Origin of the sequence: Rhizobacter sp. SG703, from assembly GCF_012275445.1 — a bacterium.
Lineage (GTDB): Bacteria > Pseudomonadota > Gammaproteobacteria > Burkholderiales > Burkholderiaceae_C > Rhizobacter.
Genome location: NZ_JAAZQK010000003.1, coordinates 501,598 through 519,003 on the forward strand (window position 1 = coordinate 501,598; position 17,406 = coordinate 519,003).

Below are 17,406 nucleotides of genomic sequence, written 5' to 3' on the forward strand. Positions count from 1 at the left end.
CAATCGGAAGGGCGTGCCATTGAGTGGCGTCTTCCGTGAAATCGTCCTTGATGGGCATCGAGACATGCAGCCCCTGTCCAGCCGTCAATGATCTGGCCGACTTGTCAGCGCTTGCGCGCCTGCTGCGCATGCCGTCCATCGGGCAGTGCAGTCCGCTTGCGCGGCGCGGTTTTGCGTGCCGACTGCGTCACCGGCTTGGCCGGCGTCTCCGGTTGCACCTCATGCGGCGCCGAAGGCGGCGTGACCTGCCCGATCACCGGCCACGTGGGCACCGGCAACGCGCCGAGCCAGAAGCTCCACACCGAGCGGCTCGCGCTCACCATGTGCTCCCAGCTGCGCGCCTGCCACGCGGCCACCTGCTCGACGCCCCAGGGCCCGTGCCAGGCGGGCGGCTCGGCGACGGTCGGATTGTCCTGGCGCGGTTCCCACCACGAGTTCCAGTGCCACATCATGATCGTGCTCCGGTAGCTGACGATCCGGTGAGCTTAGCCCTCGATGGCCGCGGGCGCCATCGGCGATTGACCCGCGGCCAGGGTGATCAGCGCCCGCGCAGCGCCGACAGCACCAGCAGCCCGGCCACGCCGAACACCGCGAGGCTCCAGAACTCGTACGGCACGCCGAGGATCGAGACCGCGGCCTCGGCGCAGCTGCCGGTCACCTGGAACACCGACGGCAGCAGCTTGTCGATGCCGATGCCGCTGATGATCTTGTCGGCGAAGGTCAGGTTGCACGAGCTCGACTTCGCGGCCACCAGGTTCTGCCACAGCGCTGCCGCGATGCCGCAGGCGGCCAGCAGCACCGAGATGCCGCCGAGTGCGACGCGCGCCCCGCCGCGCAGCCAGGCGGCGACGATGCACAGCACCGCGACCAGCACGAACAGCAGCCGCTGCAGGATGCACCACGGGCAGGGGCGCATGTCGAACATGTACTGCGAAAACAGCGCGACGCCGACGGCGGCCAGGCACAGCACCGCGACGGCATACAGGCGCTGCGTCGCGCCGAGCTTGAAGGTAGCCATCGGTCAGGCCACCTGCGCGATGAGTTCGATCTCGACGCAGGCGCCCATCGGCACCTGGGCCACGCCGAACGCGCTGCGGGCATGCGCACCCTTGTCGGCGCCGAACACCTCGGCGAGCAGCTCGGAGCAGCCGTTGGTCACCAGGTGCTGCTCGGTGAAATCGCCGGTGCTGTTGACGAGGCTCATCACCTTGACGATGCGTTCCACCCGGGTCAGGTCGCCGCCGACGGCGGCCTGCAGCGTGCCCAGCAGGTCGATCGCGATCGCGCGGGCGGCGAGCTTGCCGGTGGCGGTGTCGGTGTCGCGGCCGAGTTGGCCGACCCACGGCTTGCCGTCGCGCTTGGCGATGTGGCCGGACAGGAACACCAGGTTGCCGGTGCGCACGAAAGGCACGTAGGCGGCCGCGGGCGCGGACACCGGCGGGAGTTCGATGCCGAGGGATTTCAGGCGGTCGTAGACGGACATGGCGAGGGCCGGCGTACCGGGTGGGATGAGGGAGCGGGGATCCTACACCTGGGGGTGTGGCGGACTGCCGCGCGGGGTTGTGTCGTTCGCGCTGCCATGCCGCCGTTCGGCGACTTCATCGGCCTTCTGGCGGTTGCCAGAGCTCGATGCGACGGCCTTCCGGGTCCTGGACCCAGCCGAACTTGCCGAATTCCGACTCGTCGACCTTGTCGTCCACCGCGCAGCCTTCGGATCGCAATGCCGCGAGGAGCGCGTGAAGGTCGTGCACCCGGAAGTTGACCATGAAGCTCGCGGTGCTCGGGGCGAAGTGCGAAGCCTCTTCGTTGAAGGGCGTCCACATCGTGGTGCCGGTGCCCGTCGGGTTCTCGTCGGTGACCCACCGGAACATCGCACCACCCCATTCCTCGACCTCCAGTCCGAGGTGCTTCCGGTACCACTCGCCAAGTGCCTTCGGGTCCCTGGATTTGAAGAAGATGCCGCCGATGCCGGTGACGCGTTTCATGAGAGGGCTCCTTGTTGCTGGCGCTGAAGCGCACGGTACAGCGGAAGCCCCTTTGAACGCCATTCCGCATTCGAGGCACATGCTGTCCTCGAACACGTATCCGACGCAACGCATCGGAACGCCTGTTTACACCATGGAATTGAAATTCCAAGTATGTTGTATGTGGAACAAATGTTCCACATACAACGCAAGGAGGCTCATCCATGGCAATCGACACGGCATTCAAGACCCTGAACGCGGGCGCGCTGCGGCGCCTGGCCCTGTGCACACCGCTGGCCGTGTTGTCGGCCCTTGCAGCGTTGCCCGGCTCGGCCGCGGCCGCCACCACCACGCTGGTCGGCAAGGCGAGCGGCCGCTGCATGGATGTGTCCGGCAACAGCACCACCGCGGGCGCGGCGATCCAGATCTACGACTGCCATGGCGGTGCCAACCAGCAGTGGGAATTCACCGCGTCGGGCGAACTGCGCACCTTCGGCGGCACCCGCTGCCTCGATGCCAAGGGGCAGGGCACGACGAACGGCACGCTGGTCACCTCGTACACCTGCAACGGCCAGGCCAACCAGCAGTGGCGCTACAACGCCAACGGCACCATCTCGGGCTCGCAATCCGGCCTGTGCCTCGATGTCGCGAACGCCAGCACCGCGCAGAAAGCGCCGGTGCAGCTGTGGGCCTGCCACGGCAACGGCAACCAGGTGTGGACGCGCAGCGACGGCGGCAGCAACGACAGCGTGGCACCGTCGATCCCCGGCAACCTGCAGGCCACCAACCTGCAGTGCCGTTCGGTCACGCTGTCGTGGTCGGCCTCGACCGACAACGTCGGCGTGGCGTTCTACGACATCTACCACGACGGCCAGGCAATGGCCTCGGTCGGCGGCAGCACGCTCAGCACGTCGCTCACGTTGAACCCTGGCGCCAAGTGGGGGCTGTACGTGAACGCCCGCGATGCGGCCGGCAACGTCTCGCAGGCCAGCGCCACGCTGCCGATCACGGTGCCGCAGTGCAGCGCCGACACCGAGCCGCCCACCGCGCCCACCGGCCTCGCCGGCTCGGTGGCCGGCACCGCCGCCACGCTGACCTGGAAGGCCGCCACCGACAACGTCGCGGTCAGCGCCTACGACATCTACCGCGACGATGCCAAGGTCGGCTCCACGTCGAACCTGAGCTACACCGACAGCGGCCTCGCCGCCAACACCACCTACCGCTACACGGTGGCCGCGCGCGATGCGCAGGGCAACGTGTCGGCACGCAGCACCGGCGTCAGCCTGACGACCGGCGGCGCCTGCAGCAACCCGGTCTGCTCGGTGAGCCAGGTGGCGACCGACACCGACATCCCGTGGGGGCTGGTCACGCTGCCCGACGGCAACATCCTGTACAGCCGCCGCGATGCGCAGGACATCGTGCGGCTGAACCCGGCCACCGGCGCCAAGGTCACCGTCGGCAAGATCCCGAACGTATCGGGCACCGACGGCGAGGGCGGCCTGATGGGGCTGGCAGTGACGCCGGCCTTCCCGGCCACCGACCCGTGGCTCTACGTGATGCACACCACGGCCACCGACAACCGCATCATCCGGTTGAAGTACGTCAACGGCACGCTGGACACCTCGACCATCGAGGTGTTGCTCAGCGGCATCCTGCGCAACAAGTTCCACAACGGCGGACGCCTGCGCTTCGGCCCCGACGGCAAGCTGTATGCCGCCACCGGCGACGCGCAGAACGGCGCGAACGCGCAGAACACCAGCGGCCTGAACGGCAAGGTGCTGCGCCTGAACGCTGACGGCACGCGCCCGAGCGACAACCCGTTCGGCAACTACGTGTGGAGCTACGGCCACCGCAACCCGCAGGGCCTGGCCTTCGATGCGCAGGGCCGGCTGTGGGAGCAGGAGTTCGGCGACGGCACGATGGACGAGACCAACCTGATCCAGAAGGGCGGCAACTACGGCTGGCCGGATTGCGAAGGCACCTCGTCGCGCAGCGGCAGCGGTTGCGGCACCTCGGGCTACATCGCACCGAAGCACACCTACCCGACCGCCGACGGGTCGTGCAGCGGCATCGCGATCGTGCGCAACGTGTTGTACGTGGCCTGCGAGCGCGGCACCCGCGTCTACCGCGAGGTGATCAGCGGCGACAGCCTGACCAACGTGCAGGAGCTGTTCCGCGGCACCTACGGCCGCATCCGCACCGTCGAGCCGACGATCGACGGCAACCTGTGGATGAGCACCACCAACACCGGCGACAAGGACAGCATCGCGAACAACAGCAACGAGAAGATCTTCAAGGTGATCCTGGGCAACTAGCCGCGGAGCGGCTCGCCCCTACACTCGCCCGATGGGCGGACAGGGCGGGCTGTACCTCGCGGGGACCACGGCAGCATGGCTGCTGGGTTGCGCATGGCAGATCCACCAGGCGACCGTTCGCCCGGCCTGGGTCGCGGTGGGGCTGCTGGCCGCTGCTGTCGGCACCCTGCTGCTGGTCGGGCACCGGCGGCGTCTCGTGGCGCTGGCGGTGCTGGCCGCCTTCGTCGCGGGCTTCGCGGCATCCGATGGGCGCGCCGGCCTGCGGCTGGCCGCACAACTTCCCACCGCGCTCGAAGGCCAGGACCTGCAACTCACCGGCGTCGTCGCGAGTCTGCCCGACCACACGCCGTCCGGCCTGCAGTTCCGCTTCGAAGTCGATGAAGCCCGCTGGCGCGGTGAGCCGGTTGCCGTGCCGCCGCTCGTCTCGCTCGGCTGGTACAAGGGCTGGCACGACGACGGCCCGTTGAGCGGCCCGCAGGCCGAGTTGCGCGCCGGCCAGGCCTGGCGCTTCACCGCGCGGCTGCGCCAGCCGCACGGCAGCCTGAACCCGGGCGGCTTCGACGTCGAGCTGATGATGTTCGAGCAAGGCGTGCGCGCCACCGGCTACGTGCTCGACGGCCACGCCGAATTGCTGGACCCCGCCGCCGCGCACCCGATCGAGCGCCTGCGCCAGCGCGTGCGCGACCGGCTGTACGCGCAGGTCGACGACCCGCAGGCGGCCGGCGTGCTGGCGGCGCTCGCGGTCGGCGACCAGTCGGCGATCGAGCGTGCCGACTGGCAGCTGTTCCGCAGCACCGGCATCGCCCACCTCGTCAGCATCAGCGGGCTGCACATCACGATGTTTGCGTGGCTGGCTGCGCGGCTCGCGGGCGCGCTCTGGCGGCGCTCGGTGCGCGCGATGCTGTGGCTGCCAGCGCCGCTGGCCGCACGCTGGATCGGCCTCGCAGCCGCAGCAGGCTATGCGCTGTTTGCCGGTTGGGGCGTGCCGGCCCAGCGCACGGTGTGGATGCTGGCGGTCGTCACGCTGCTGCAGGCCGGTGCGCGCCGCTGGCCGTGGCCGCTGGTGTTGCTGGCCGCGGCGGTGGTCGTCACCGCGTTCGATCCGTGGGCCTTGCTGCAGCCCGGCTTCTGGCTGTCGTTCATGGCGGTCGGGCTGCTGATGGCCTCCGAGCCGTCGCACGGCCTGCCTGCGCGGGGCGAGACGCCGGGCCGGCTCGCCGCCGTGTCGCGCAGCCTGCGCGCCGGCCTGCGCACGCAGGCGATCGCGACGATTGGCCTCGCACCGCTGACGCTGGTGTTCTTCCAGCAGATCTCGCTGGTCGGATTCGCGGCCAACCTGGTCGCGATCCCGCTCGTCACGCTGGTGATCACGCCGCTCGCGCTGCTGGGTGCCGCCTGGCCGTGGCTGTGGACGCTCGGCGCGTGGGTCGAGCAGCAGTTGGTCGCGCTGCTGATGCTGCTGGCGCAGGCGCCGTGGGCGGTGTGGAGCGTGCCTGCCGCGCCCTGGTGGGCGGCCGCTGCCGGGCTGTTGTCGGCGGTGCTGCTGGTGCTGCCGCTGCCGTGGCGGCTGCGCCTGCTGGCGGTGCCGCTCGCGCTGCCCTTGCTGTTGCCGCCGCGCGAGCTGCCGCCGGCGGGCCGCTTCGAGCTGCTGGCGCTCGACGTGGGGCAGGGCACCGCGGTGCTGGTGCGCACGCAGCGGCACCTGCTGGTCTACGACGCCGGCCCGCAGTATTCGCGCGACGCCGACGCCGGCCAGCGCGTGCTGCTGCCGCTGCTGCGCTCGCGCGGCGAAGACCGCATCGACCGGCTGGTGCTGAGCCACCGCGATGCCGACCACACCGGCGGCGCCGCGGCGGTGATCGCCGGCCTGCCGGTCGGCGAGCTCGACAGCTCGCTCGAGGACGGGCACCCGCTGCTGGGTTCCGGCGTCCCGACCACCCGCTGCGTCGCCGGCCAGTGGTGGGACTGGGACGGCGTGCATTTCCAGATGCTGCACCCCTTTGCCGACGACTACGGGCGCGCCCGCAAGCCCAACGCCGTCTCGTGCGTGCTGCGCGTCAGCGCCGGCGGGCGCAGCGCACTGCTCACCGGCGACATCGAGCGCGAGCAGGAAGGCGCGCTGGTCGAACGCAGCCGCGACGCGTTGCGCAGCGATCTGCTGCTGGTCGCGCACCACGGCAGCCGCACCTCGTCGAGCGCGGATTTCCTCGACGCGGTGCAGCCGCAGGTCGCGCTGATACAGGCCGGCTACCGCAACCGCTTCGGCCACCCGGTGCCCGAGGTGCTGGCGCGCCTGCACGAGCGCGATGTGCTGGTCGCCGCCACCACCTCGTGCGGCGCGTGGCGCTGGCGCAGCGACCAGCCGCCCGCTGCTGGCGTTTGCGAGCGTGACCGCGCCCGCCGCTACTGGCACCATCGCATCGAAGCGCCGTGATGGCCGGCGAATGGCCTGAATTTTGCTAACCTGATCCCCGAGGAGACCGAACCGATGAGAGCAAGCTTCGACGAGATGCAGGCCAGCAGCACCACGGTGCGTGACCACTACCGGGTGTACGACCGCTGGCTGGCCCAGCAGCCGGGCGACGTGATGCGCTCGCGCCGCGAAGAAGCCGAGATGATCTTCCGCCGCGTCGGCATCACCTTCGCGGTGTACGGCGCGAAGGACGAAGACGGCTCCGGCACCGAGCGCCTGATCCCGTTCGACCTGATCCCGCGCGTGATCCCGGCCGCCGAATGGACCAGCATGGAAGCCGGGCTGCGCCAGCGGGTGACCGCGCTGAACCGCTTCATCCACGACGTCTACCACGGCCAGGAGATCATCAAGGCCGGCATCGTCCCCGGCGACCAGATCTTCAAGAACGCGCAGTTCCGCCCCGAGATGATGGGCGTCGACGTGCCGGGCAGCGTCTACTCGCACATCTCCGGCATCGACATCGTGCGCGCCGCCAACCCCGACGGCAGCGGCTCGTACTACGTGCTCGAAGACAACCTGCGGGTGCCCAGCGGCGTGAGCTACATGCTCGAGAACCGCAAGATGATGATGCGGCTGTTCCCCGACCTGTTCAGCCAGCACCGCGTCGCGCCGGTCGCCCACTACCCCGACCTGCTGCTCGAAACCCTGCGCGCGGTGGCGCCGGCCGCGGTCAACGACCCGACCGTCGTCGTGCTGACGCCCGGCATGTACAACAGCGCGTACTTCGAGCATGCCTTCCTCGCGCAGCAGATGGGCGTCGAGCTGGTCGAGGGGCAGGACCTGTTCGTCAAGGACAACTTCGTCTACATGCGCACGACGCAGGGGCCGAAGCGGGTCGACGTGATCTACCGCCGGGTCGACGACGACTTCCTCGACCCGCTGGCCTTCCGCCCCGATTCGACGCTCGGCTGCGCCGGGCTGCTCAGCGTCTACCGCGCCGGCAACGTGACGCTGTCGAACGCCATCGGCACCGGCGTGGCCGACGACAAGTCGGTCTACCCGTACGTGCCGAAGATGATCGAGTTCTACCTCGGCGAGAAGCCGATCCTGAACAACGTGCCGACCTGGCAGTGCCGCGATGCCGAGGACCTGAAGTACGTTCTCGCGCACCTCGGCGAGCTGGTGGTGAAAGAGGTGCACGGCGCCGGCGGCTACGGCATGCTGGTCGGCCCGGCCGCGAGCAAAGACGAGATCGCCGACTTCCGCAAGGCGCTCGAAGCCAACCCGGCCGGCTACATCGCGCAGCCCACGCTCAGCCTGTCGACCTGCCCGACTTTCGTCGACAGCGGCATCGCGCCGCGCCACATCGACCTGCGCCCGTTCGTGCTGAGCGGCAAGACTGTGCAGATGGTGCCGGGCGGGCTGACGCGCGTCGCGCTGAAGGAAGGCTCGCTGGTCGTCAACTCGTCGCAGGGCGGCGGGACCAAGGACACCTGGGTGCTCGAGGCCTGATGGACATCGTCGACAAGGGAGAACACGCACATGCTGTCGAGAACCGCTGACCACCTCTTCTGGATGGCCCGCTACATGGAGCGGGCCGAGAACACCGCCCGCATGCTGGACGTCAACTACCAGACCTCGCTGCTGCCGCAGTCGGCCGATGCGGTGGTCAACGGCTGGAAGGGCCTGCTGAGCATCTCCGAGCTGAGCCCCGACTACGCGTCGCGCTACGGCGAGATCGATGCCCGCAAGGTGATGGACTACATGGTCAGCGACGAGCGCAACCCGTCGAGCATCTACAGCTGCCTAATGGCCGCGCGCGAGAACGCCCGCGCGGTGCGCGGCACGCTGACCACCGAGGTCTGGGAGACGCAGAACCAGACCTGGCTCGAGTTCCAGCGCATGCTGCGCCACAAGACCTTCCAGAAGGACCCGGGCGAAGGCTTCGAATGGGTCAAGTTCCGCTCGCACCTGTCGCGCGGCGTCACGGTGGGCACGATGCTGCAGGACGAGGCCTTCCACTTCCTGCGCATCGGCAGCTTCCTGGAGCGCGCCGACAACACCGCCCGCATGCTCGACGTGAAGTTCCATGCGGTCGAGAGCGAGTTCTTCGGCACCGGCGCGGCGAATGGCAACGGCAACGCGAAGGACCAGGAGTACGACTTCTACCACTGGTCGGCGATCCTGCGCTCGGTGTCCGGCTTCGAGGTCTACCGCAAGGCGTATCGCAACGTGATCAAGCCGGAGAAGGTGGCCGAGCTGCTGATCCTGCGCGCCGACATGCCGCGCTCGCTGGCGGCCTGCATGGACGAGGTCGTCAACAACCTGCGCCAGGTGGCCAACGAGCAGTCGTCGGACACGCTGCGCCGCGCCGGCCGACTGCAGGCCGACCTGCGCTTCGGCCGCATCGACGAGATCCTCGCGACCGGCCTGCACGCGTTCCTCACGCAGTTCCTCGAACGCGTCGGCACGCTGGGGGTGGGCATCAGCCGCGACTTCCTGGTGCCGGTGGCGGCATGACGCCGCGGGCGCGGGCCGCCGGATGAAGCTCGACATCCGGCACGTCACGCACTACGACTACAGCGCGCCGCTGCAGTACGCGCTGCAGTCGCTGTGCCTCACGCCGCAGGCGAACGCGCACCAGACGGTGCTCGACTGGAGCCTGTCCGCGCCGGGCCAGCTGTTCGCGCAGCGCGATGCCTTCGGCAACCTGGCCCACACCTGGAGCCTGCGCCAGCGTGCCTACCGTGGCGCGGTGCGGGCCGCGGGGGTCGTGCGCACGCATGCGTCGCCGCTGCTGGTCGACGACCGCATCCCGCCGGCGTTCTACCTGCGCGCCACGCCGCTCACCCATGCGGCCGGGCCGCTCGCCGCGCTCGGCCTCGAGCACCTCGACGGCCCGGTCGACGAGGCGCGCGCACTCGCGCTGGCGCTCGCCGTGGCCGACCGCATCGCCTACGAAGGCGGCCGCACCAGCACGCGCACCACCGCGGCCGAAGCGCTCGCGCTCGGCGCCGGCGTGTGCCAGGACCAGGCCCATGTCTTCATCGCCGCCTGCCGTGCGGCCGGCGTGCCGGCCCGCTATGTCAGCGGCTATTTCCACGCGCCCGACGCGCCCGATCTGGCGAGCCACGCGTGGGTCGACGTCTGCGTCGACCCGGACGCGCGGCGCTGGCTCAGCGTCGACATCACCCACCGCTGCCTGATGGACGAGCGCCACGTGCGCCTGGCCGTCGGCCCCGACTACGCCGCCTGCTCGCCGATCCGCGGCGTGCGCGAAGGCGGCGGCGACGAGACGATGCGCGTCGAGGTGGGCATCCGCGTCCTGCCCGACCACGCACCGTCCGAAGCCGATCCCGCAACCGCTGTGCTCACCGCCCAGGAGCCCTGAATGTCCATCCATGTCGCGCTCAACCACGTGACCCACTACCGGTACGACCGGCCGATCCACCTGGGCCCGCAGGTGATCCGGCTGCGGCCGGCCCCGCATTCGCGCACCCGGGTGCTGAGCTACTCGATGCGCATCGAGCCGGCCACGCACTTCATCAACTGGCAGCAGGACCCGCAGGCCAACTACCTCGCGCGCCTGGTGGTGCCCGACAAGACCACGTCGTTCCGCATCGAGGTCGACCTGGTGGTCGAGATGTCGGTGCTGAACCCGTTCGATTTCTTCCTCGAGCCGGCGGCCGAGCATTTTCCGTTCGAGTACGACAAGTCGCTCGCGACCGAACTCGAGCCGTACCGCCACAAGATGCCGCTGACGCCGGCCTTCGAGAAGTACCTGGCCAGCATCCCGCGCGAGAAGATGCAGACGACCAACTTCCTGGTCGCGCTGAACCAGCGGCTGCAGAAGGACATCGGCTACCTGATCCGCATGGAGCCGGGCGTGCAGACGCCGGAGCAGACGCTGGTCAGCGCGAGCGGCTCGTGCCGCGATTCCGGCTGGCTGCTGGTGCAGCTGCTGCGCCACCTGGGCTTCGCGTCGCGCTTCGTGTCGGGCTACCTGATCCAGCTGAAGAGCGACGTCAAATCGCTCGACGGCCCTAGCGGAACCGAGGTCGATTTCACCGACCTGCACGCCTGGTGCGAGGTCTACCTGCCGGGCGCCGGCTGGATCGGCTTCGATCCGACCTCGGGCCTGCTGGCCGGCGAGGGCCACATCCCGCTCGCCTGCTCGCCGGAGCCGTCGTCGGCCGCGCCGGTCAGCGGCGCGCTCGACGAATGCGAGACCGAGTTCGAGCACCGGATGCAGGTCACGCGCATCTGGGAAGCGCCGCGCGTGACGCTGCCCTACGACGACGCGCAGTGGCGCGAGATCGAGGCGATGGGCCACCGCGTCGACGACGACCTGCGCCGCCACGACGTGCGGCTGACGCAGGGCGGCGAGCCGACCTTCGTGTCGGTCGACGACCGCGACGGCGCCGAATGGAACACCGATGCGATGGGGCCGACCAAGCGGTTGCTCAGTGCCGACCTGATGGACAAGCTGCGCCGCCAGTATGGCGACGGCGGGCTGCTGCACTACGGGCAGGGCAAGTGGTACCCGGGCGAGCAGTTGCCGCGCTGGTCGCTGAACCTGTTCTGGCGCAAGGACCGCGAGCCGGTGTGGACGCATCCCGAGCTGTTCGCCGACGAGCACCAGGACTATGGCGTCACCGACGTGCAGGCGCAGAAGTTCCTCGAAGGCGTCGCGCAACGCCTCGGGCTGGACGGCAAGTACGTGTTCCCGGCGTATGAAGATGTCTGGTACTACTTGTGGCGCGAACGCAAGCTGCCGGTCAACGTCGACCCGTTCGACGCGAAGCTGTCCGATGCGCTGGAGCGCGAGCGCCTGCGCAAGGTGTTCGGCCAGGGGCTGGACCAGGTGGTCGGGCATGTGTTGCCGATCGCGCGCAACCCGGGCCGCAACGCAACAGGCCGGTGGCAGACCGGCCCGTGGTTCCTGCGCGCCGAACGCTGCTACCTGATCCCCGGCGATTCGGCGATGGGCTACCGGTTGCCGCTCGATTCGCAGCCGTGGGCCAAGGACACCGACCTGCCGTGGGTGCATCCGCCGGACCAGACGCAGCCGTTCGCGCCGCTGCCGGCCTATCGCCGGCTGCGCCATGCGCAGGGCGCCCATGAACCTGCCGGCGGTGGCGCCAGCGGTGCCACGCCTGCCTGGGAGCGCAGCGAGACCGGTGCCGGCGGCTTTGCCGGCCGCTCGCGGGCCGCGCTCGGCCCGGGCCCGGCGGTCGCGCGCGGCCTGTCGCCCGAGGTGGCGGCGCGCCAGCCGGCGCCGAAGGAATCGGCCGGCTGGGTCACCCGCACCGCGATCAGCGCCGAGCCGCGCGGCGGCCGGCTCTACATCTTCATGCCGCCGGCGAGCGCGCTGGAGGACTACCTGGAGCTGGTCGCCGCGGTCGAGGACACCGCGGTCGAGATGAAACTGCCGGTGATCCTCGAAGGCTACGAGCCGCCGAAGGACCCGCGGCTGGCGACGCTGCGCGTCACGCCCGACCCCGGCGTGATCGAGGTCAACATCCACCCGGCACACAGCTGGGGCGAGCTGGTCGAGCAGACCACGCACCTGTACCAGGCGGCGCACGAGACGCGCTTGTCGACCGAGAAGTTCATGGTCGACGGACGCCACACCGGCACCGGCGGCGGCAACCACTTCGTGCTGGGCGGCGCCACGGTTGCCGATTCGCCGTTCCTGCGCCGACCCGATCTGCTGGCCAGCATGGTCGGCTACTGGCACAACCACCCGGCGCTGAGCTACCTGTTCTCGGGGCTGTTCATCGGGCCGACCAGCCAGGCGCCGCGCGTCGACGAGGCGCGCAACGATTCGGTCTACGAGATCGAGATCGCGTTCGCCGAGCTGCAGCGCGTCACCGCGCAAGGCCAGGGCCCGTGCCCGCCGTGGCTGGTCGACCGGCTGATGCGCAACCTGCTGATCGACGTGACCGGCAACACCCACCGCGCCGAGTTCTGCATCGACAAGCTGTACTCGCCCGACGGTCCGACCGGCCGGCTCGGGCTGCTGGAGATGCGGGCGTTCGAGATGCCGCCGCATGCGCGCATGAGCCTGACGCAGCAGCTGCTGATGCGCGCGCTGGTGTCGCGCTTCTGGCAGCGGCCCTACCAGCCGCCGCGCCTGAAGCGCTGGGGCACCGAGCTGCACGACCGCTTCATGCTGCCGCACTTCATCTGGCAGGACCTGTGCGACGTGATCGACGAGCTGAACCAGTTCGGCTACGGGCTGAAGCCGGAATGGTTCGCGCCGCACCTGAACTTCCGCTTCCCGCGGTTGGGCGATTTCAGCGCGATGGGCACCGAGGTCGAGCTGCGGCTTGCGCTGGAACCCTGGCATGTGATGGGCGAGGAGGGCGCGCCGGGAGGTACGGTGCGCTTCGTCGATTCGTCGGTGGAGCGGCTGCAGGTGCGGGCCACCGGGCTGGTCGGCGACCGCCACGTGCTGACCTGCAACGGCCGCGCGATCCCGATGCAGTCGACCGGCAAGGTCGGCGAGTTCGTCGGCGCGGTCCGTTACCGGGCCTGGAACCCGCCGTCGGCGCTGCACCCGACGATTGCGGTGCATGCGCCGCTGACGATCGACCTGGTCGACAGCTGGATGAGCCGCTCGCTGGGCGGCTGCCAGTACCACGTGGCCCACCCGGGCGGGCGCAACTACGACACCGCGCCGGTCAATGCCTACGAAGCCGAAGCGCGGCGACTGGCGCGCTTCTTCCGCGTCGGGCACACGCCGGGGGCGATGGCGGTGCCGAAGGAGGAGCGGAATCCGGACTTCCCGTTCACGCTGGATTTGCGGCGGGCACCGTTGTAGGTGCGCTTGCAAAGGCGCGTGGGGGGAGGCCGTGGCGCGTCGTCAGGAGCGGTCTTCGCCCCTGGCGGGGCGAAGACTTCCCTCCGCTGACTGGCTTCATGGCCCGTCGCCGAAACTCCCTCCGCTCACTTCGTTCGCTGTGGTCAGACAGTCGGCGACAGTCAGTTCACGAAGCGTGCTGCGCACGCGGGCCATGAAGCCAGCCAGCTCCGGCGCCCCTTCCTTATTGGCGCTCCACGGCCTCCCCCCACGCGCCTTTGGGCACCGCCCTGCCTTGTGGGATGTGACAAGCGAACAAATGGGAGTTGATCCCCGGTTGACACCCCGGGCCGCGCTGAGCAGGCCGGCTTGCCGGGCCGCTGGGTGGCGCCCTGGGGGCGGTTCCATGACAAACTGGCGACTGGCTTGAAGTCGATACATGCTCAGAACACTGCTTGAGGGCTACGCCGTCCACGAAGGCCGTTACGACGAACTGCTCGGCGCGGCCGGCGAGCCGCGCCCCCACTGGGAAGCCTTCCTGAAGACCCTCGCGCAACGCCAGGGCCCCGACATCGGCGACACGCTGTCGCTGATGGAACGCGAGATCCGCGAGAACGGCATCACCTACAACGTCTATGCCGACCCGCAGGGCGCCGACCGGCCGTGGGAGGTCGACCCGCTGCCACTGCTGATCTCGCCGGCCGAATGGGACGAGATCGAGGCCGGCATCGCGCAGCGCGCCGAGCTGCTGAACCGCGTGCTGACCGACCTCTACGGCCCGCAGGAGCTGCTGCGCAACGGCAGCGTGCCGCCGTCGGTGGTGTTCGGCCACAGCGGCTTCCTGCACCAGGTGCAGGGCATCCGCCCGGCCGGCGGCGTGCACCTGTTCCAGTACGCGGCCGACCTGGCCCGCTCGCCCGACGGCCGCTGGTGGGTCGTCAACGACCGCACGCAGGCGCCTTCGGGCGCCGGCTACGCGCTGGAGAACCGGCTCGTCGTGTCGCGGGTGTTCCCGCAGATGTTCCGCGACCTGCACGTGCAGCACCTGGCCTCGTTCTTCTCGAACCTGCGCGAGTCGCTGCTGCGGCTGGCCCCGAAGGGCGATGGCCCGCCGCTGATCGGGCTGCTGACGCCGGGGCCGTACAACGAGACCTACTTCGAACATGCGCTGCTGGCGCGCTACCTCGGCTTCGCACTCGTCGAAGGCAGCGACCTGACGGTGCGCGACGGCCGCGTCTGGATGAAGACGGTCGACGGCCTGAAGCGGGTGCATGCGCTGCTGCGCCGCCAGGACGACGACTACTGCGATCCGCTCGAGCTGCGCTCCGATTCGGCACTCGGCGTGGCGGGTCTCACCGACTGCGCACGCCGCGGCACCGTGCTGCTGGCGAATGCGCTCGGCTCCGGCGTGCTCGAATCCGGCGCGCTGCTCGGCTACCTGCCGAAGCTCAGCGAGCAACTGCTCGGCGAACCGCTGCTGCTGCCGTCGGTCGCCACCTGGTGGCTGGGCGAGCCGGCGGCCTTCGACGACGCCTGGAAGCGCATCGATCACCTGATCATCAAGCCGCTCGACCGCTCGGCCGGCGAGCCGGCGGTGTTCGGCGCCGACCTGTCGGCCGACGAGCGCGTGCTGCTGCGCGCCCGAGTGGCGGCGCGCCCGCAGCGCTACGTGGCGCAGGAATGGGTGCATGTGTCGCAGGCGCCGGTGCTGGAGCGCGAGCAGCGCGCGCAAGGTGCCGCAGCGCGCCACAGCGAGCACCTGAGCGCGCGCACCGTCGGGCTGCGGGTGTTCGCGGTCGCGACGCCGAACGGCTACCGCGTGATGCCCGGCGGCCTGACCCGCGTGGCCGGCAATGAAGACGACCGCGTGATCGGCATGCAGCGCGGCGGGCGCTCGAAAGACACCTGGGTGCTGTCCGACCGGCCCGTCAACGCGTCGTTCTCGCTGCTGACGCGCACCGTGACGCCGACCGACCTGGCCACGACCAAGGGCAACGTGCCGTCGCGCACCGCCGAGAACCTGTTCTGGTTCGGCCGCTATGGCGAGCGCTGCGACGCGTCGGCACGGCTGCTGCGCGTCGCGGTGGCCGGCGTGCTCGGCAATGTCGATGCACGGGCCGACGACCCGGAAGACGGCCTGACGCCGACACTCGCGCTCGCGCGCCGCATGGGCCTGATCGATGCATCGGACGACGTCGGCACCGAGTTGCTGCGCGCCGCGACCCATCCGGACGAGGGCTTGAGCGTGCGGCTTCGCCAGCTGCTGCGCGTCGCGTTCAGCCTGCGCGACCGCATGTCGGCCGACAACTGGCGCACGCTGAACCAGCTGATCGCCGACCCGGTGTTCCAACGCGGCGGCTCGCTGGCGCTGGCGCTGGCCTGGCTCGACCGCGCGGTCACGTCGATGATGACGCTGTCGGGCTTCGTGCTCGACGGCATGACGCGCAGCACCTCGTGGCGCTTCCTGTCGATCGGGCGGCGCATCGAGCGCCTGTCGACGCTGTGCCAGACGCTGAAGGTCGCCACCCGCGAGGGCCGCAGCAGCGGGCTCGACTGGCTGCTGGAGCTGGCCGATTCCACCGTGACCTTCCGCTCGCGCTACCTGGTGGCGCCGGAATGGCTGCCGGTGCTCGACCTGCTGCTGCGCGACGACACCAACCCGCGCTCGGTCGCGTTCCAGGTGAAGGGGCTGGTGGAGTACGTCGACAAGCTCGAACGCACGCACGGCCGTTTCGCGAGCGACCTGCTCGGCCCTGCGCAGGCGGCGCTGCTGGCGCTCGGCGCGCACGACCTGCACCCCGAGAGCGAGGCGCTGGCCGCCGTCATCGACCAACTGCAGCGTGCCGCCCACACGGTGTCGGACGAGCTGACGCTGAAGTTCTTCTCGCACGCCGCGTCGCGCAGCGTGCTGTCCCTGGTGGCGTAGCGTGAGCGGCCGCATGCGAGAGCCGGACGAGCGCCGGGCCGCTCCCAAGCCGGCCGGCATCCCGTCGGGGGATCGGCGGATGTACCCATCCGACGAGGGGCAGACATGAACCGCTATACCGTCGAGCACGAGACCCGATACGCCTACGCGGCGCCGGTGTCGCAGTCGTGGCAGCTGGCCCGGCTCGCGCCGCGCGACCTGCCGTGGCAGAAGCTGCTGTCGCATTCGCTGCAGATCGACCCGCCGCCCGACGAGCGCCACGACGCGCCCGACAGCTTCGGCAACAGCGTCACGCATTTCGGGCTGCACGGCGCGCACCGGCTGCTGCGGGTGCGCATGGCCTGCAGCGTCGAGGTCGGCACGCGGCCGCTGTGGGCGTCGGCGGCACAGGGCTGGGAATCGGTGCGAGATGCGGTCCGCAACACGCCGACGCTCGGCGCGCTGGAGCCGGCCCGCATGTGCGAGCCGACGGTGCTGGTGCCGCTGTCCGAAGGCGCGCGGCTGTATGCGCGCAGCGCGCTCGCGCCGGGCCGCGACTGGTTCGACGCGCTGTCGGCGCTGACGCAGGCGATCCATGGCGACTTCGAGTTCGAGGCCGGCGCGACCACGGTGAGCACCTCGGTCGACGAGGTGCTGTACCAGCGGCGCGGCGTCTGCCAGGACTTCGCGCACCTGATGATCGCCTGCCTGCGCGGGCACGGGCTGCCGGCCCGCTACGTGTCGGGCTACCTGCTCACCGACCCGCCGCCGGGACAGCCGCGGCTGCTCGGCGTCGACGCGTCGCACGCCTGGGTGGCGGCGTATTCGCCGGCGCACGGCTGGGTCGAGTTCGACCCCACCAACAACCAGCTGGCCGACGAGCGCTACATCACGCTCGCGTGGGGCGCCGACTTTGCCGACGTGGTGCCGCTGCGCGGCGTGATCCTCGGCGGTGGCGAGCAGCAGCTCGATGTGTCGGTGAGCGTGACGCCGGCCTGATACTG

At 70.2% G+C, this 17,406-nt stretch carries 12 protein-coding genes; 8 read left to right on the top strand and 4 right to left on the bottom strand.

All coding sequences use genetic code 11. From position 1 onward, the window contains the following. Window positions 1–104: 104 nt before the first annotated feature. From FHT26_RS07905 to FHT26_RS07920, 4 genes are all read right to left on the bottom strand, one after another. Window positions 105–452, bottom strand: coding sequence for a hypothetical protein (locus FHT26_RS07905; RefSeq protein ID WP_168559587.1), 348 nt, complete (start codon window positions 450–452; stop codon window positions 105–107). A gap of 86 nt (window positions 453–538) precedes the next feature. Beyond that, window positions 539–1,018, bottom strand: coding sequence for a disulfide bond formation protein B (locus tag FHT26_RS07910; protein ID WP_168559588.1), 480 nt, complete (start codon window positions 1,016–1,018; stop codon window positions 539–541). Between the two features lie 3 nt (window positions 1,019–1,021). Further along, entirely contained in the window at window positions 1,022–1,483 is a 462-nt protein-coding gene (locus tag FHT26_RS07915) for a RidA family protein (RefSeq protein ID WP_168559589.1), read from the bottom strand. Between the two features lie 115 nt (window positions 1,484–1,598). Beyond that, window positions 1,599–1,985: a VOC family protein gene (locus FHT26_RS07920; RefSeq protein ID WP_168559590.1), complete on the bottom strand. Its 387-nt coding sequence runs from the start codon at window positions 1,983–1,985 to the stop codon at window positions 1,599–1,601. A gap of 203 nt (window positions 1,986–2,188) precedes the next feature. Here FHT26_RS07920 and FHT26_RS07925 point away from each other — a divergent pair, with 203 nt between their 5' ends. The 8 genes from FHT26_RS07925 (at window position 2,189) to FHT26_RS07960 (ending at window position 17,401) form a co-directional block, all read left to right on the top strand. Continuing rightward, complete coding sequence (locus FHT26_RS07925; protein WP_168559591.1) at window positions 2,189–4,279, top strand: PQQ-dependent sugar dehydrogenase; 2,091 nt, start codon at window positions 2,189–2,191, stop codon at window positions 4,277–4,279. A gap of 31 nt (window positions 4,280–4,310) precedes the next feature. Next, a complete protein-coding gene (locus tag FHT26_RS07930) occupies window positions 4,311–6,713 on the top strand; it encodes a DNA internalization-related competence protein ComEC/Rec2 (RefSeq protein ID WP_168559592.1) in 2,403 nt (800 codons plus the stop codon). Between the two features lie 54 nt (window positions 6,714–6,767). After that, window positions 6,768–8,204, top strand: coding sequence for a circularly permuted type 2 ATP-grasp protein (locus FHT26_RS07935; RefSeq protein ID WP_168559593.1), 1,437 nt, complete (start codon window positions 6,768–6,770; stop codon window positions 8,202–8,204). Window positions 8,205–8,234: 30 nt separating this feature from the next. After that, a complete protein-coding gene (locus tag FHT26_RS07940; protein ID WP_056811278.1) occupies window positions 8,235–9,212 on the top strand; it encodes an alpha-E domain-containing protein in 978 nt (325 codons plus the stop codon). 22 nt (window positions 9,213–9,234) lie between these two features. After that, complete coding sequence (locus tag FHT26_RS07945) at window positions 9,235–10,083, top strand: transglutaminase family protein (protein ID WP_168559594.1); 849 nt, start codon at window positions 9,235–9,237, stop codon at window positions 10,081–10,083. After that, window positions 10,084–13,518 (top strand): transglutaminase family protein, encoded by a 3,435-nt coding sequence (locus FHT26_RS07950; RefSeq protein ID WP_168559595.1) that lies wholly within the window; start codon window positions 10,084–10,086, stop codon window positions 13,516–13,518. Window positions 13,519–13,936: 418 nt separating this feature from the next. Next, window positions 13,937–16,423, top strand: coding sequence for a circularly permuted type 2 ATP-grasp protein (locus tag FHT26_RS07955; protein WP_168559596.1), 2,487 nt, complete (start codon window positions 13,937–13,939; stop codon window positions 16,421–16,423). 105 nt (window positions 16,424–16,528) lie between these two features. Further along, the gene (locus FHT26_RS07960; protein WP_168559597.1) at window positions 16,529–17,401 is read left to right on the top strand and encodes a transglutaminase family protein; all 873 of its coding nucleotides are present in this window, start codon (window positions 16,529–16,531) and stop codon (window positions 17,399–17,401) included. Window positions 17,402–17,406 lie beyond the last annotated feature (5 nt).

Coding starts and splice junctions, on each gene's coding strand:
- FHT26_RS07905 (WP_168559587.1), bottom strand. CDS start 452: ATGATGTGGCACTGGAACTCGTGGTGGGAACCGCGCCAGGACAATCCG.
- FHT26_RS07910 (WP_168559588.1), bottom strand. CDS start 1,018: ATGGCTACCTTCAAGCTCGGCGCGACGCAGCGCCTGTATGCCGTCGCG.
- FHT26_RS07915 (WP_168559589.1), bottom strand. CDS start 1,483: ATGTCCGTCTACGACCGCCTGAAATCCCTCGGCATCGAACTCCCGCCG.
- FHT26_RS07920 (WP_168559590.1), bottom strand. CDS start 1,985: ATGAAACGCGTCACCGGCATCGGCGGCATCTTCTTCAAATCCAGGGAC.
- FHT26_RS07925 (WP_168559591.1), top strand. CDS start 2,189: ATGGCAATCGACACGGCATTCAAGACCCTGAACGCGGGCGCGCTGCGG.
- FHT26_RS07930 (WP_168559592.1), top strand. CDS start 4,311: ATGGGCGGACAGGGCGGGCTGTACCTCGCGGGGACCACGGCAGCATGG.
- FHT26_RS07935 (WP_168559593.1), top strand. CDS start 6,768: ATGAGAGCAAGCTTCGACGAGATGCAGGCCAGCAGCACCACGGTGCGT.
- FHT26_RS07940 (WP_056811278.1), top strand. CDS start 8,235: ATGCTGTCGAGAACCGCTGACCACCTCTTCTGGATGGCCCGCTACATG.
- FHT26_RS07945 (WP_168559594.1), top strand. CDS start 9,235: ATGAAGCTCGACATCCGGCACGTCACGCACTACGACTACAGCGCGCCG.
- FHT26_RS07950 (WP_168559595.1), top strand. CDS start 10,084: ATGTCCATCCATGTCGCGCTCAACCACGTGACCCACTACCGGTACGAC.
- FHT26_RS07955 (WP_168559596.1), top strand. CDS start 13,937: ATGCTCAGAACACTGCTTGAGGGCTACGCCGTCCACGAAGGCCGTTAC.
- FHT26_RS07960 (WP_168559597.1), top strand. CDS start 16,529: ATGAACCGCTATACCGTCGAGCACGAGACCCGATACGCCTACGCGGCG.